Origin of the sequence: Serratia sp. CY27727, from assembly GCF_052169275.1 — a bacterium.
Classification (GTDB): domain Bacteria; phylum Pseudomonadota; class Gammaproteobacteria; order Enterobacterales; family Enterobacteriaceae; genus Serratia; species Serratia sarumanii.
In genome coordinates, this window is the sequence record NZ_JBJNLB010000009.1 from 59,562 (window position 1) to 74,050 (window position 14,489).

Annotated in this window: 13 protein-coding genes; 9 read left to right on the forward strand and 4 right to left on the reverse strand. The window is 60.0% G+C overall.

Annotation, left to right across the window (positions count from 1 at the left end; all coding sequences use genetic code 11):
- The first annotated feature begins 221 nt into the window (after positions 1-221).
- From ACJ8HB_RS19420 to ACJ8HB_RS19450, 7 genes are all read left to right on the forward strand, one after another.
- On the forward strand, positions 222-2,357 hold the full coding sequence (locus tag ACJ8HB_RS19420; protein WP_047570243.1) for an intracellular growth attenuator family protein: 2,136 nt from the start codon (positions 222-224) through the stop codon (positions 2,355-2,357).
- A gap of 98 nt (positions 2,358-2,455) precedes the next feature.
- Positions 2,456-3,136 carry a GMP/IMP nucleotidase gene (gene yrfG / locus ACJ8HB_RS19425; protein WP_047570242.1) on the forward strand — a complete coding sequence of 227 codons (681 nt, stop codon included), beginning with the start codon at positions 2,456-2,458 and terminating at the stop codon, positions 3,134-3,136.
- The gene (gene hslR / locus ACJ8HB_RS19430; RefSeq protein ID WP_047570240.1) at positions 3,133-3,540 is read left to right on the forward strand and encodes a ribosome-associated heat shock protein Hsp15; all 408 of its coding nucleotides are present in this window, start codon (positions 3,133-3,135) and stop codon (positions 3,538-3,540) included. Before yrfG ends, hslR begins: the two co-directional genes overlap by 4 nt.
- A 25-nt stretch (positions 3,541-3,565) precedes the next feature.
- Entirely contained in the window at positions 3,566-4,444 is an 879-nt protein-coding gene (hslO, locus tag ACJ8HB_RS19435) for an Hsp33 family molecular chaperone HslO (protein ID WP_033636310.1), read from the forward strand.
- 195 nt (positions 4,445-4,639) lie between these two features.
- The gene (pckA, locus tag ACJ8HB_RS19440) at positions 4,640-6,259 is read left to right on the forward strand and encodes a phosphoenolpyruvate carboxykinase (ATP) (protein WP_015379308.1); all 1,620 of its coding nucleotides are present in this window, start codon (positions 4,640-4,642) and stop codon (positions 6,257-6,259) included.
- A 126-nt stretch (positions 6,260-6,385) separates the two neighbouring features.
- The gene (locus ACJ8HB_RS19445; protein ID WP_004930730.1) at positions 6,386-6,649 is read left to right on the forward strand and encodes a FitA-like ribbon-helix-helix domain-containing protein; all 264 of its coding nucleotides are present in this window, start codon (positions 6,386-6,388) and stop codon (positions 6,647-6,649) included.
- The gene (locus tag ACJ8HB_RS19450) at positions 6,646-7,125 is read left to right on the forward strand and encodes a type II toxin-antitoxin system VapC family toxin (RefSeq protein WP_047570238.1); all 480 of its coding nucleotides are present in this window, start codon (positions 6,646-6,648) and stop codon (positions 7,123-7,125) included. Before ACJ8HB_RS19445 ends, ACJ8HB_RS19450 begins: the two co-directional genes overlap by 4 nt.
- A gap of 34 nt (positions 7,126-7,159) precedes the next feature.
- Here ACJ8HB_RS19450 and envZ read toward each other — a convergent pair whose 3' ends face one another.
- The 4 genes from envZ to cbpA form a co-directional block, all read right to left on the reverse strand.
- Positions 7,160-8,530 carry a two-component system sensor histidine kinase EnvZ gene (gene envZ, locus ACJ8HB_RS19455; protein WP_033636312.1) on the reverse strand — a complete coding sequence of 457 codons (1,371 nt, stop codon included), beginning with the start codon at positions 8,528-8,530 and terminating at the stop codon, positions 7,160-7,162.
- Positions 8,527-9,246: an osmolarity response regulator transcription factor OmpR gene (gene ompR / locus ACJ8HB_RS19460; protein ID WP_004709363.1), complete on the reverse strand. Its 720-nt coding sequence runs from the start codon at positions 9,244-9,246 to the stop codon at positions 8,527-8,529. Before ompR ends, envZ begins: the two co-directional genes overlap by 4 nt.
- 257 nt (positions 9,247-9,503) lie before the next feature.
- Positions 9,504-9,809, reverse strand: a complete 306-nt coding sequence (locus ACJ8HB_RS19465) for a chaperone modulator CbpM (RefSeq protein WP_033636313.1) — start codon at positions 9,807-9,809, stop codon at positions 9,504-9,506.
- Positions 9,810-9,814: 5 nt separating this feature from the next.
- Positions 9,815-10,777, reverse strand: coding sequence for a curved DNA-binding protein (cbpA, locus tag ACJ8HB_RS19470; protein ID WP_033636314.1), 963 nt, complete (start codon positions 10,775-10,777; stop codon positions 9,815-9,817).
- 230 nt (positions 10,778-11,007) lie between these two features.
- On the opposite strand from cbpA, the gene greB reads away from it, so the two are divergent.
- A complete protein-coding gene (greB, locus tag ACJ8HB_RS19475) occupies positions 11,008-11,481 on the forward strand; it encodes a transcription elongation factor GreB (protein WP_033636315.1) in 474 nt (157 codons plus the stop codon).
- A gap of 157 nt (positions 11,482-11,638) precedes the next feature.
- Positions 11,639-13,972, forward strand: a complete 2,334-nt coding sequence (locus ACJ8HB_RS19480; protein ID WP_047570224.1) for a Tex family protein — start codon at positions 11,639-11,641, stop codon at positions 13,970-13,972.
- Positions 13,973-14,489: the final 517 nt, after the last annotated feature.

The window sequence follows — 14,489 nt, forward strand, 5'->3', positions numbered from 1 at the left end:
AAGAAAATAGGATAATGCCGATATCGACGGCAGAGGCCGGTTGCTAGTATCACGCAGGCAAGAATCAGTGATAAAATGGCCTTGCGTCATGAAGGAATGAGATCCAGAGCGAGAATCTGTTTGTTCCCTCATTAGTTCTGGGTGCCTCCTGGCGGTTTACTCCGTATAATATTCAGCTTTTCATCAGGTTGGTGAAATTCACGGTGTGAGCTGGGGATTGCATGAGCACAATAGTGTTGATATTGGCCTTAGTGCTTGTCTGCCTGATTGCCGCTGGCTTGTACCTGTGGTTCAAGGCGCGCAACCCGTCGGCGCTGGCGCACGCGCTGCCGTTTATCAAACCAGCCCACCGCAAGCTGACCGACGAAGAGCGCGCCGCGGTCGAATTCTACCTCAATCAGCAAAACAAGCTGAGCAACAAACTGTTGCCCGGCGGCGGCGCTACGCTGCCCGCGGCCAAGCTGGCGCTCACCCCGCAAAGCGATAACGTTTATCCCGTCACGCACGCCATCACCCGCTACGGGCTGGCCAGCGACGATCCCAATAAATGGCGCTATTACCTCGACGCTGAAGAGGTGCATCTGCCGCCGTTCTGGGAGCCCTATATCACCGCCGATAACCATGTGGAAGTGATCAGAACCCAGACGCTGCCGCTGGTGATTTCGCTCAACGGGCATTCACTGAAAGATCATATTCACGACCGGCCGCAGCCGCCGGTGGTGACCGCCGCGCCGACCAAAAACGCGTCCATCCGCAAGGAGGAGAGCGAGCATGTCGAGCTGGTCAATATTCGCAAGGAAACGCCGGAAGAGCATGCGCTGAACCGGCCGAACGGCATCCGTGAAGCCGTCATCATCTCCGTTGCGCTGCTGCTGCTGTTCTTCAGCCTGATAAGCCCGGTACTGGTGATCCCCTGGATGATTTTCGTGGCGGTGCTGATGATCGCCTGGGGATGCTGGAATCTGTTCCGTCGCCCGGCCTCACGCGAGCTGAAGGAGATCCACTGTCTGCGCGGCACGCCGAAGCGCTGGGGCCTGTTCGGCGAATCCGGCCAGGGGCAGATCAGCAACATTTCGCTCGGCATCATCGATCTTATCTACCCGCCGCATTGGCAGCCTTACCTGACGCAGGACCTGGGCAAGACCACCGACGTGGACGTCTACCTCAATCGACAGGTGGTGCGCCAGGGGCGCTTCCTCTCGCTGCATGACGAAGTGAAGAACTTCCCGCTGCAGCAGTGGGGCCGCAACGCGGTGCTGGTCGCCAGCTCGGCGCTGGTGCTGCTGTTGCTGCTGATCTATATCCCGCTCAACCTGCCGCTGACCCTCAGCATGGCCTGGCTGCAGGGCGCGCAAAAAGTGGAAGTGACCAGCGTACAGGCGCTGGAGGCCACGCCGCTGCGCATCGGCGACACGCTGAAAGTGCGCGGCAGCGGCATGTGCTATGTGCCGCCGCCGGCCAACGGTGGCGGCGCCGCCAATTTCGCGCCGTTCGACTGCTCCGGCATTTATTGGAACAACGCCGCCCCGCTGCCGCAGCCGGAATCGGAAGTCATAGACAAAGCGACGGCCCTGCTGGCTACGGTCAACAGCCAGCTGCATCCGAGCGGCGCCGATCAGAAGGTCAACCCGCAGTTGGCCAGCGCCATTGAGAAATCCGGCATGATCCTGTTGGATGACTTCTCTGATATCGTTCTGAAAACACAGGATTTGTGTCAGGCAGAAAATGACTGCGTGCGGTTGAAAAACGCCCTGGTCAACCTGGGTAACGCCAAAAACTGGAGCGGCCTGGTGAAACGCGCCAGATCCGGCGCGCTGCAAGGCGTCAACGTGCTGCTGCGCCCGGTGAGTGCCGAATCGCTGGACAGCCTGACCAAAGTGGCCACGTCGTCGTTTATCTTCAATGAAACGCGTCTGGCCGCCGCGGCGCTCAACAGCCCGCCGCCGGGCGGTTTCCTGATCCGCAGCGACGAAGGCCGCCAACTGGTCAGCCATCCGCAATCCTCGGCGCCGCAGAGCGAATACAACGCCCTCGACCAGTGGAATGAACTGCAGCGCCTTTCCACCCTGCTGCTGCATACCCCGTTCCAGGCGCAGGGGGTGATCACCAGCCTCAGCGTCGACGCCAACGGCACCCGCCACGTGGCGCTGCACAGCGAACCGGACATGATCACCCTGTGGCGCTACCTCGGTACCAGCCTGCTGTTGCTGGCGGTGGTCATCAGCCTGGGCTATAACGCCTGGCGGCTGGTGCAGCGTCGGCGCATCAATCAGCACCGCGTCGCCGATATCCAGCGTTACTACGACAGCTGCTTCAATCCGCAGCTCAATCCGATGTCGATGCGGCCGATAGCCTGAACCTGGCGTCGGGGCCTCCGCCCTGTCATCTGCTTATGCTACGCTAACGCTATTATTCTCATCCGCGGACCGCCCGTCGGTTCGCCCGTGGAGTTTTTATGGTTCCCGAGTTTGATTGGCCGCAGATCGATACCGTGCTGCTGGATATGGACGGCACCTTGCTGGATCTGGAGTTCGACAGCCACTTTTGGCTCAGCCTGGTGCCGCAGGCGCTGAGCGAAAGGCGCACCATTCCGTTCGACGAAGCCCGCAATATCATTGAGCGGGAATATCAGGCGGTGCAGCACACCATGAACTGGTATTGCTTCGATTACTGGAGCGAGCGGTTGGATCTGGATATCTACCGCATGACCAGCGAAGTGGGCAGCCGCGCCCGGCTGCGCGAAGACACCGAGCCATTTTTACGGGCGCTGCGCGACGCCGGTCTGCAAACCATTTTGCTGACCAACGCCCATCCGCACAGCCTGGCGGTGAAAATCGAGCATACCGGCCTCGATCGGCACCTTGATTTATTGTTTTCCACCCACACATTTGGTTATCCGAAAGAAGATCAGCGTCTGTGGCAGGCGGTGCAGCAGCACACCGGATTCAATCCGCAGCGCACGCTGTTCGTCGACGACGGCGAGCCGATCCTCGACGCGGCACGCGCTTTCGGCATTCGTTACTGCCTGGGCGTGCAAAACCCGGACTCCAGCACGGCGGAAAAAAGCTTCCAGCGCCATCCGTCGATGCGCGACTATCGCCTGCTGATACCGGCGCTGGCCAAGGGGGAAGCATGAAGGAAAAAGCGACGCGCGACGACGCGGTCCGGCTGGACAAGTGGCTGTGGGCCGCACGCTTCTACAAGACCCGCGCGCTGGCGCGCGAAATGATCGACGGCGGCAAGGTGCATTACAACGGCCAGCGCGGCAAGCCGAGCAAGATTGTCGAACTCAACGCCGAGCTCCAGCTGCGGCAGGGCAACGAAGAACGAACCGTGATCGTGCTGGCGCTGAGCAGCCAACGCCGCGGCGCCGGCGAGGCGCAGCAAATGTATCAGGAAACCGAAGCCAGCATCGCCAACCGCGAAAAAATGGCGCTGGCGCGCAAGATGAACGCGTTGACCATGCCGCATCCGGACCGCCGTCCGGACAAAAAGGAGCGGCGCGACCTGATGAAATTTAAATTTGGTGAGCCGGAATAACCCCTCACCGCAATGAGAGAAGATTATGTCCAACCATGACCAATTGCACCGTTACCTGTTTGAAAACTACGCGGTGCGCGGCGAGCTGGTTACCGTCAGCGAAACCTATCAGCAGATCCTGAATAATCACGACTACCCGGCGCCGGTGCAAAAGCTGCTGGGCGAGCTGCTGGTCGCCACCAGTCTGCTGACCGCGACCCTGAAGTTCGACGGCGACATCACCGTGCAGCTGCAGGGCGACGGCCCGCTGAAGCTGGCGGTGATCAACGGCAACAACCGCCAGGAGATGCGCGGCGTTGCGCGCACCCAGGCGCCTATCGCCGACGACAGCACCCTGCATCAGATGATCGGCAACGGCGTCATGGTCATCACCATTTCCCCGACGGAAGGCGAGCGCTATCAGGGCGTGGTCGGCCTGGAAGGTGAAACCCTGGCCGAGTGCCTGGAAGCCTACTTCCGCCAGTCCGAACAGCTGCCAACCCGGCTGTTCATCCGCACCGGCGAAGCGGAAGGCCACGCCGCGGCGGCCGGTATGCTGCTGCAGGTGCTGCCGGCGCAGGACGGCAACCTCGATGATTTCGATCATCTGGTGCAACTGACCAACACGGTAAAAAGCGAAGAGCTGTTCGGCCTGCCGGCCAACGAAGTGCTGTACCGCCTGTATCACCAGGAAGAAGTCACCCTGTACGAACCGCAGGACGTGCAGTTCCGTTGCACCTGTTCACGCCAGCGTTGCGCCGACGCACTGCTGACCCTGCCGACCGATGAAGTGGCGGACATGCTGGAGCAGGACGGCAATATCGACATGCACTGCGACTACTGTGGCAGCCACTATGTCTTTGACCCGGTTGATGTTGCCGCCTTGTATGCGGGTAATACCGGCGAAAGCGACAGGTTGCACTAAGTTATACCCCCTTCGGCGGGCGCGCCCGGCGCCCGCCAACGCCCGCCGTTTGCACGTTTGCTTTTTTCCGTGTGCTATCTCTCAGATCGTAACGAAATACCGCCTAAAACGTTAAATATTTGATACCCATCGCTGTTACGCACCGTTAGATCCCTACAATTGCCGCCAGAAATTCTGTGACCAAGGAGTAGTAACATGCGCGTTAAAGGTATAACCCCTCAGGATCTGGCCGCTTACGGCATTCACGACGTTAGCGAAATCGTTCACAACCCGAGCTATGAACTGCTGTTTAAGGAAGAAACAGACCCATCTCTGGAAGGTTTTGAGCGTGGGGTAGTCACCAAGCTGGGGGCCGTCTCCGTCGATACCGGCATCTTCACCGGCCGCTCGCCGAAAGACAAATACATCGTCCGCGACGACATCACCCGCGATACCGTGTGGTGGGCCGATCAGGGCAAAGGCAAAAACGACAACAAACCCCTCAGCCCGGAAGTGTGGGCCGATCTGAAACACCTGGTCACCGAACAGCTTTCCGGCAAGCGCCTGTTCGTGGTGGATACCTTCTGCGGCGCCAACGCCGACTCGCGCCTGAAAGTGCGCTTCATCACCGAGGTGGCCTGGCAGGCGCACTTCGTGAAAAACATGTTCATCCGCCCGAGCGACGAAGAGCTGGCTGACTTCGAGCCGGACTTCGTGGTGATGAACGGCGCCAAATGCACCAACCCGAACTGGCAGCAGCAAGGTTTGAACTCGGAGAACTTCGTCGCCTTCAACCTGACCGAGCGCATGCAGCTGATCGGCGGCACCTGGTACGGCGGCGAAATGAAGAAAGGCATGTTCTCGATGATGAACTACCTGCTGCCGCTGAAAGGCATCGCCTCGATGCACTGCTCGGCCAACGTGGGCGAGAAAGGCGACGTGGCGGTGTTCTTCGGCCTGTCCGGCACCGGCAAAACCACCCTCTCCACCGATCCTAAGCGTCAGCTGATCGGCGATGACGAGCACGGCTGGGACGACGACGGCGTGTTCAACTTCGAAGGCGGCTGCTACGCCAAGACCATCAAGCTGTCTGAAGAAGCCGAGCCGGACATCTACCACGCCATCAAACGCGACGCGCTGCTGGAAAACGTCACCGTGCTGGCCGACGGCAGCATCGACTTCAACGACGGTTCGAAAACCGAGAACACCCGCGTTTCTTACCCGATCTACCATATCCAGAACATCGTCAAGCCGGTGTCCAAGGCGGGTCACGCCACCAAGGTGATCTTCCTGACCGCCGACGCTTTCGGCGTGCTGCCGCCGGTATCGCGTCTGACCGCCAACCAGACTCAGTACCACTTCCTGTCCGGCTTCACCGCCAAGCTGGCCGGCACCGAGCGCGGCGTCACCGAACCGACGCCAACCTTCTCCGCCTGCTTCGGCGCCGCGTTCCTGTCGCTGCACCCGACGCAGTACGCCGAAGTGCTGGTGAAACGCATGCAGGCCGCCGGCGCCCAGGCTTACCTGGTCAACACCGGCTGGAACGGTACCGGCAAGCGCATCTCGATCAAAGATACGCGCGGCATCATCGACGCCATCCTGAGCGGTGAAATCGACAAGGCGGAAACCGTCACCCTGCCGATCTTCGATCTGGCAATGCCGACCGCGCTGCCGGGCGTGAACCCGGAGATCCTCGATCCGCGCAATACCTACGCCAGCCTCGAGCAGTGGCAGGAAAAAGCGCAGGATCTGGCCGAGCGCTTCATCACCAACTTCGACAAATACACCGACACGCCTGCGGGCGCCGCGCTGGTCAGCGCCGGCCCTAAGCTGTAATTCGGTAGCGTTACCTCTTCAGCTAAGGCGCGGATCCCGCGCCTTTTTTTATTTTCAGCGATTGCTTTTTAACCAGCAAGGCGAGAAAATAAGTCAATGCAATCATTGATAGCAAAGGAGGTTTCAATGGCTACTATCACCGTCAGAAATCTGGACGACGAAATCAAAGAGCTGCTGCGTATTTCAGCGGCGAAAAACGGCCATTCCATGGAAGAGGAAGCGCGCATGATCCTGAAACAGGCGCTGGTGAAAAAGCCGCCGCGCTATGGATTGGGTACCTGGATGCATCAGCACTTCGCCGAATTTGGCGGCGTTGAGCTGGAGATCCCACCGCGTGACGCCGTGCCACCACGCATCGTCACCTTTGATGATGAAGATGACAACGCATGATCATTCTCGACACCAACGTCATTTCAGAAACGCTGCGCCCCAGCCCGTACTACAACGTCATTAACTGGCTAAATGAAAAGGACAATGACGATCTCTATCTGAGCGCCATTGTCCTGGCCGAACTGTTCAGCGGCGTCACCTGCATGCCTGACGGCAAGCGCCAGCGGGATCTCAAGCTCAAATTGGCGGACGCTCTTGAATTGAAGTTCGAGGGGCAGATATTGCCGTTTGATGGGCTGTGCGCGATGCAATACGCGGAATTGACGGCAAGGAATCGGCTTCTGGGTAAAGCGATGAGCGTGCCGGATGCCCAAATCGCCGCCACCTGCCTGCATTACGGCGCCGCCCTGGCTACCCGCAATACCAAAGACTTCCTCCACTGCGGCATCGAGTTAATCGATCCGTGGCAGGCGCCGACCGGCCGTCGGTTGCATGAGGATGCGGCAGAATACTACGTGATGAGCAGGAAGTCCTGACGGGGCCGCAACGACGCGGCCCGCGCCAAGCGCGTCAGGCGTTTTCCCTGGCGGTTTGATGGCCGTTGGCCGACTCTTTTTTCTCCATCGGCAACGGAATATACGCGCGGATCAAGAGCCCGCCGCGTTCGCTGGTGCCGATTTCCAACTCACCGTCGTGCGCATCGATAATACGCTGCACGATCGCCAGCCCCAGACCGGTGCCGCTGGTGCTGCGCGCGCTGTCACCGCGGACGAACGGCTGCAGCAGGTGCTTCAACTCTTCCGGCTTGATGCCCGGGCCGTCGTCTTCCACCTGGAACCAGCCGCGCTGCAGCTCGCGGCCGCTGCTCACCTTGATCCAGCCGTTGCCGTAACGCGCCGCGTTCACCACCATGTTCACCGCCGCCCTCTTAATCGACAGCGGGTGCACGTTCATCATCAGCTCACCCGGCGACAGCGCGGTTTCAATCACCCGCTCATAGCCGCTTTCCGCCGCGACCACCTCGCCCAAAATGGCGTTCAGATCGCTGCTTTCGGTCGGCATCTCCTGCCCGGTGCGCAGATAATCGATGAACTGCTCGATGATGGCGTTGCACTCTTCGATGTCTTTATTGATCGACTCGGCCAGATAGCCGTCTTCGGCGCTCATCATCTCCGTCGCCAGCCGGATACGCGTCAACGGCGTGCGCAGATCGTGGCTGACCCCGGCCATCAGCAAGGTGCGGTCATCCGCCAGCTGTTTGACGCCCGACGCCATCTGATTGAATGCGCGAGTCACCGATCGCACTTCGGAAGCGCCATACTCGCGCAGCGGCGGCGGAATAATCCCCTTGCCCACCTGCAGCGCCGCATGTTCCAGCTCCACCAGCGGGCGGTTTTGAATGCGGATAAACAGCCAGGCGCCGCCGATCGCCAGCAACATGATCGCCAACGTATAGCGGAACAGCGGAGAGAAGTCGCCCTGGTGGATTTCCGTCAGCGGCACGCGCACCCAGATATCGGGCTGCAGCCAGGTTTTCAGCCACACCACCGGGGAGTTCTTGTTCACCTCCACCCGCACATCGGTCGGCCCGCCGAGCTGCTGCGCCATCTGCTGGCTGAGGAACTGGTAGTGCTGCGCCCAGCGCAGGCCGCTCTCCTCCGCCGCCGAGTTGGTGTAGAGAGAGATGCCCAGTTCGCGGTAGATCTCGCGGCGGAACGCCGGCGGCACTTCCAGCAGCGTGCCGTCCTCCAGCTGCAGCCGATCGGTCATCAGCATACGCACTTCGTAGGCCAATACCTTGTTGAACTGCTGCAGGCTGGGCAGGATGGCGAAGTTCAGCACCACCAGATAGGTCGTCACCAGGCTGACGAACAGCAGGGTGACGATCAACAACAGGGTTCGGGCAAACGAGCTACGCGGTGAAAAGCGCAATCGCCTCATGCCTTGCTGCCGTCCGGGACGAACACGTAGCCGAGACCCCAAACGGTCTGGATATAACGCGGATGCGCCGGATCTTCTTCCACCATGCGGCGCAGGCGAGAGATCTGCACGTCGATGGAGCGCTCCATGGCGCTGTATTCGCGGCCACGCGCCAGGTTCATCAGCTTATCGCGCGACAGCGGTTCACGCGGGTGGCTGACCAGCGCCTTCAGTACCGCGAACTCGCCGCTGGTCAACGGCATCGGTTCGTCTTCGCGGAACATCTCGCGGGTGCCGAGGTTCAGTTTGAATTTTCCGAACGCGATCACCGCTTCTTCCTGCGAAGGCGCGCCCGGCAGCTCGTTAGCCTGGCGGCGTAGCACTGCACGAATGCGAGCCAACAGCTCACGCGGGTTGAACGGTTTAGGAATGTAGTCATCGGCGCCGATTTCCAGCCCGACGATGCGATCGACCTCTTCACCTTTGGCGGTGACCATTATGATCGGCATCGGGTTGCTCTGGCTGCGCAGGCGGCGGCAGATGGACAGGCCGTCTTCGCCCGGCAACATCAGATCGAGCACCATCAAATGGAAGGATTCACGGGTCAGCAAGCGATCCATTTGCTCAGCGTTGGCAACGCTGCGAACCTGGAAGCCCTGCTCGGTTAAATAACGTTCCAAAAGTGCGCGCAGGCGCATGTCATCATCGACAACCAGGATCTTATGATTCTCTTGCATGGTATTACTCCCAAAGGCTTTATTGCCTGACTCGAATATTGTTAGAAAACCTTGCCATTTGAGACAGCGTTTAATGGTATGTATTCTAGACGAAATTGTTACAAAGCTTATTCTTTTCCCCATTTATCAACAATTTTCAGTGAATGTCGACGGGGGTTCGTCAAAATATCGCCCTTTATCAGCGCAATGTGGGGCCGCGGCCCAATTTTACGCAATTTCGCCACCGGCAAACCGCACGGTGGCGTTTTGACGGCGAGTCAGGAAGTCTGCAGGAAACGCGCCAGCTGCCGGCGCAGCTGCCGGTTCTCTTGCTGCAGCGCCTCAACTCGATCGAGCAACGTCAGCGCCATGGCGATCCCCGGCCAATCCAGATCCAGCTCGGCCCGCAGCCTGCGCGCACGCTGCAGATGGCTCAGCGCCGGGTAGTCGAACTCCCAGCTCGGCTGCGCCGGCTCCAGCGGCACGATCACGCCCAGGCCAACGATCTCGACCAGCTCATCCTCTGAAATCTCCACCCGTTGGCACAGTTCCACCACGGTGAAAGTGATCTCTTTCTTCATCATGTGCTTTACTCCCATTCCGCGCGCGGGTTGAACGCCGCCTGTTCAGCCAGTTCTCGCCACAGGGCGCTGGCCTTCTCGTTCGGCTTCGGCGGCATCACCACCTTGAGAATGACATACAGGTCACCGGGCTCTTTCTTGCCCGCCAGCCCCTTGCCCTTGACCCGCAGCCGTTTGCCGCTCTGGCTGCCGGCCGGCACGGTCAACGCGATTTTGCCGGTCAGCGTCGGCACCTCAATGCTGGCGCCGAGCGCCGCCTCCCAAGGGGCGAGAGGCGCCACGATGCTCAGGTTGTGGCCGTCGATCTCAAACAGCGGGTGCGGCGCGAGGCGGATGACCAGATACAGATCGCCGTTCTGGCCGCCGCCCACGCCGGCCACGCCCTGCCCCTTGAGGCGAATGCGCTCGCCGTCGCCCACCCCGGCCGGGATTTTCACGTTCAGCGTTTTGCTGGCTTCGCTCACCTGCCGCCCCAGCTCGTCGTACACCGGCAGCTTGTAGGAGATCTCGCGGCTTTGGCCATGCAGCGTTTCCTCGAGGAACAGCGGCACCTCCATCTCCAGATCCTGGCCGCGGAAGCCATGCCCGCCGTGCGAGTGCGAAGCGGAGCGATGCCCGCCCGCCGCACGCCCGCCGAACATGCTTTCGAAGAAATCGGAGAAGTCTTGCGCGTCGGCGCCGCCGCCGTGCCATGAAGCGCTCTGCTGATAGCCGCCGCGATCGCCGCGCGCCTGGCGGCCAAAGTTCGGATCGTTGCGGTGCAGCCGGATCTGATCGTACTCGGCGCGGCGCTCTTCGTCCTTCAGCACCTCATAGGCTTCGGCCAGCTCCTTGAATTTGCTCTCGGCGTCTTCTTCGGTGCTCACGTCAGGGTGATATTTACGCGCCAGCCGGCGGTAGGCCGTTTTGATGGTTTTCAGATCGGCGTTGGGCTCAACGCCCATCGTTGCGTAGTAATCTTTAAATTCCATGCGGTAATACCTTCAATGTGTTGGGTTGTGCGCCAAAATTCCTTGTCTCTCTCGCCAGATATCCTCCTTTCGTCACATTCCTTTTCCGCTATCGCTAAGCATACTCCCGATTGTTAAAAGCTGCGCAAACTGAATAACAACCGTGCGGCAACGCGCAGGCCCGCGCGCCATTTCTAAAGCCCCCCGCATTCACGTACACTGTGGCGGTGGCCCCATAAAGATAAATCACCATGAGAACTCAACTGATAACCCGTGAAGGGTATGACAAGCTCAAGCAAGAGCTGGATTACCTCTGGCGCGAAGAACGCCCCGAGGTGACCAAGAAAGTGACCTGGGCCGCCAGCCTGGGCGACAGAAGCGAAAACGCCGACTACCAGTACAACAAGAAGCGGCTGCGCGAGATCGACCGCCGCGTCCGCTATCTGACCAAATGCCTGGAGCAATTGAAGATCGTCGATTACTCCCCGCAGCAGGAAGGCAAGGTGTTCTTCGGCGCCTGGGTGGAGGTGGAGAACGACGACGGCGAGACCAAACGCTTTCGCATCGTCGGTTACGACGAGATCTTCGGCCGCAAGGATTACATCTCCATCGACGCGCCGATGGCGCGCGCCCTGCTGAAAAAAGAGGTCGGCGACGTCGCCACCGTCAATACGCCGCTGGGCGAGGCGCAGTGGTACGTTAACGAGATAGACTACCCGAAGTAAGCTTTCAGCTTTTTCCGAACCGCCGCCAACGCCGCCGCCTGCGCAGTTCTCCACGTGGCGGCCGCGCGGCGGCGGCCCGCTCCACTGGCATTTTCCCCGATCAATCCGTATAACTGTCCCCTGTTTATTCACCGTTCTCAATACAGATACCAGACCTATGAATGACCCACTGAGCCGCATTATTGCAACAGAACTGCAGGCCCGGCCGGAGCAAGTCGACTCCGCCATCCGTCTGCTGGATGAAGGTAATACCGTGCCCTTTATTGCACGCTATCGTAAGGAAGTCACCGGGGGCCTGGACGACACCCAACTGCGCCAGCTGGAAACCCGCCTGGGTTATCTGCGTGAACTGGAAGATCGTCGTCAGACCATCCTGAAGTCGATCGATGAACAGGGCAAACTGACCGAACAACTGGCGGGGGCGATCAACGCCACGCTGAGCAAGACCGAACTCGAAGACCTCTACCTGCCGTACAAACCGAAGCGCCGCACCCGCGGCCAGATCGCCATCGAGGCCGGTCTGGAACCGCTGGCGGACGCACTGTGGCAGGATCCGCAACAGCAGCCGGAACAGCTGGCTGAACGCTACGTCGACGCCGACAAGGGCGTGGCGGACGTCAAAGCCGCCCTCGACGGCGCGCGCTATATCCTGATGGAGCGCTTCGCCGAAGATGCCACGCTGCTGGCCAAGGTGCGCGACTACCTGTGGAAAAACGCCCATCTGGTGTCCAAAGTGGTCGAGGGCAAGGAAGAAGAAGGCGCCAAGTTCCGCGACTATTTCGATCACCACGAACCGATTTCTCAGGTGCCTTCGCACCGCGCGCTGGCGATGTTCCGCGGCCGCAACGAAGGCGTGCTGCAGCTGGCGCTGAACGCCGATCCGCAGTTTGAGGAAGCGCCGCGCGAAAGCCAGGCGGAGCTGATCATCATCAATCACCTCAACCTGCGCCTGAATAACGCCCCGGCCGACGCCTGGCGCAAGGCGGTGGTCAACTGGACCTGGCGCATCAAGGTGTTGCTGCACCTGGAAACCGAGCTGATGGGCACGGTGCGCGAGCGCGCGGAAGATGAAGCGATCAACGTTTTCGCCCGCAACATGCACGATCTGCTGATGGCCGCGCCGGCCGGCATGCGCGCCACCATGGGCCTCGATCCGGGCCTGCGCACCGGGGTGAAAGTCGCCGTGGTCGACGCGACCGGCAAGCTGGTCGCCACCGACACCGTCTACCCGCACACCGGGCAAGCGGCCAAAGCCGCCGCCATCGTCGCGGCGCTGTGCATCAAACACAACGTGGAGCTGGTGGCCATCGGCAACGGCACCGCTTCGCGTGAAACCGAGCGTTTCTATCTCGACCTGCAAAAGCAGTTCGGCGACGTCCGGGCGCAGAAAGTGATCGTCAGCGAAGCGGGCGCGTCGGTGTATTCCGCGTCAGAACTGGCGGCGCAGGAGTTCCCGGATCTCGACGTGTCGCTGCGCGGCGCGGTGTCCATCGCCCGTCGTCTGCAGGATCCGCTGGCGGAGCTGGTGAAAATCGACCCGAAATCCATCGGCGTCGGCCAGTATCAGCACGACGTCAGCCAGAGCCAGCTGGCGAAGAAGCTGGACTCGGTGGTGGAAGACTGCGTGAACGCCGTCGGCGTCGATCTGAACACCGCGTCGGTGCCGTTGCTGACCCGCGTGGCCGGCCTGACGCGCATGATGGCGCAGAACATCGTCAACTGGCGCGACGAGAACGGCCGCTTCAGCAACCGTGAGCAACTGCTGAAAGTCAGCCGCCTGGGGCCGAAGGCCTTCGAACAGTGCGCCGGCTTCCTGCGCATCAACCACGGCGACAACCCGCTGGATGCTTCCACCGTTCACCCGGAAGCCTACCCGGTGGTGCAGCGCATCCTGGCCGCCACCGAGCAGGCGCTGCAGGACCTGATGGGCAACGCCTCGGCGGTGCGCAGCCTGAAAGCGGTCGACTTCACCGACGACAAGTTCGGCGTGCCGACGGTCACCGACATCCTGAAAGAGCTGGAGAAGCCGGGCCGCGATCCACGTCCGGAGTTCAAAACCGCCACCTTCGCCGAAGGCGTGGAAACCCTCAACGATCTGCAGGTGGGCATGATCCTGGAAGGGTCGGTCACCAACGTCACCAACTTCGGCGCCTTCGTGGATATCGGCGTGCATCAGGATGGCCTGGTGCACATCTCCTCGCTGGCGGACAAGTTCGTTGAAGATCCGCACACCGTGGTGAAGGCCGGCGACATCGTCAAAGTGAAGGTGATGGAAGTCGATCTGCAGCGTAAACGCATCGCGCTGAGCATGCGCCTGGATGAGCAGCCGGGCGAAGGTTCACCGCGCCGCGGCGGCAACGCGCCTGCACAGACGCGCGACCACACCAACCGTTCGGCGGGCGGCAACAAGGCCAAACCGCGCAACGCGGCGCCGGCCGGCAACAGCGCCATGGGCGACGCGCTGGCGGCGGCATTCGGCAAGAAACGCTAAGTCAGATCCAACAGGGGGCGGAGCCTGCTCCGCCCCTTTCTGATGAATAAAACTTGCGGCATTTCTTGACCCGCCTCAATAAACCGTCATCTTTTTATTTCCCGCGCCTGCGTGACCACCCTCCCATTATTCAGGCAACAACAATCCCTTCTGCAGCCATTTATTAACAACTTCGTTAACACGCATTTTTCATCTCGCGAATTGTGAGAGAAACACAAATGGTTACCGCTCGCATTACGGCGGAATAATGTTATCGAATTGCCTTTCGGTGGAAATAAATAAAGGGAAAAAACCATCTATATTTGCAAACAAGAAAACTCGGCTACAAATACGTAACTGATTTAACTCGCCATTCTCATTTGTTCCCCAGCGCAACCGGTGGTAAAACGTCGTTAATCAAGACAACGCCATCAAAAACTGTCGACGCCATAATAATTGGTTACAATACCCTTACTTTTTGTATTGAACGCGATAATGATAATTACTATTATTTGCGCTCACTTTATTGCATGACCTT

Bases quoted from the DNA above. Each gene is read 5' to 3' on its own strand.
- ACJ8HB_RS19420 (WP_047570243.1), top strand. From the start codon at position 222: ATGAGCACAATAGTGTTGATATTGGCCTTAGTGCTTGTCTGCCTGATT.
- yrfG (WP_047570242.1), top strand. From the start codon at position 2,456: ATGGTTCCCGAGTTTGATTGGCCGCAGATCGATACCGTGCTGCTGGAT.
- hslR (WP_047570240.1), top strand. From the start codon at position 3,133: ATGAAGGAAAAAGCGACGCGCGACGACGCGGTCCGGCTGGACAAGTGG.
- hslO (WP_033636310.1), top strand. From the start codon at position 3,566: ATGTCCAACCATGACCAATTGCACCGTTACCTGTTTGAAAACTACGCG.
- pckA (WP_015379308.1), top strand. From the start codon at position 4,640: ATGCGCGTTAAAGGTATAACCCCTCAGGATCTGGCCGCTTACGGCATT.
- ACJ8HB_RS19445 (WP_004930730.1), top strand. From the start codon at position 6,386: ATGGCTACTATCACCGTCAGAAATCTGGACGACGAAATCAAAGAGCTG.
- ACJ8HB_RS19450 (WP_047570238.1), top strand. From the start codon at position 6,646: ATGATCATTCTCGACACCAACGTCATTTCAGAAACGCTGCGCCCCAGC.
- envZ (WP_033636312.1), bottom strand. From the start codon at position 8,530: ATGAGGCGATTGCGCTTTTCACCGCGTAGCTCGTTTGCCCGAACCCTG.
- ompR (WP_004709363.1), bottom strand. From the start codon at position 9,246: ATGCAAGAGAATCATAAGATCCTGGTTGTCGATGATGACATGCGCCTG.
- ACJ8HB_RS19465 (WP_033636313.1), bottom strand. From the start codon at position 9,809: ATGATGAAGAAAGAGATCACTTTCACCGTGGTGGAACTGTGCCAACGG.
- cbpA (WP_033636314.1), bottom strand. From the start codon at position 10,777: ATGGAATTTAAAGATTACTACGCAACGATGGGCGTTGAGCCCAACGCC.
- greB (WP_033636315.1), top strand. From the start codon at position 11,008: ATGAGAACTCAACTGATAACCCGTGAAGGGTATGACAAGCTCAAGCAA.
- ACJ8HB_RS19480 (WP_047570224.1), top strand. From the start codon at position 11,639: ATGAATGACCCACTGAGCCGCATTATTGCAACAGAACTGCAGGCCCGG.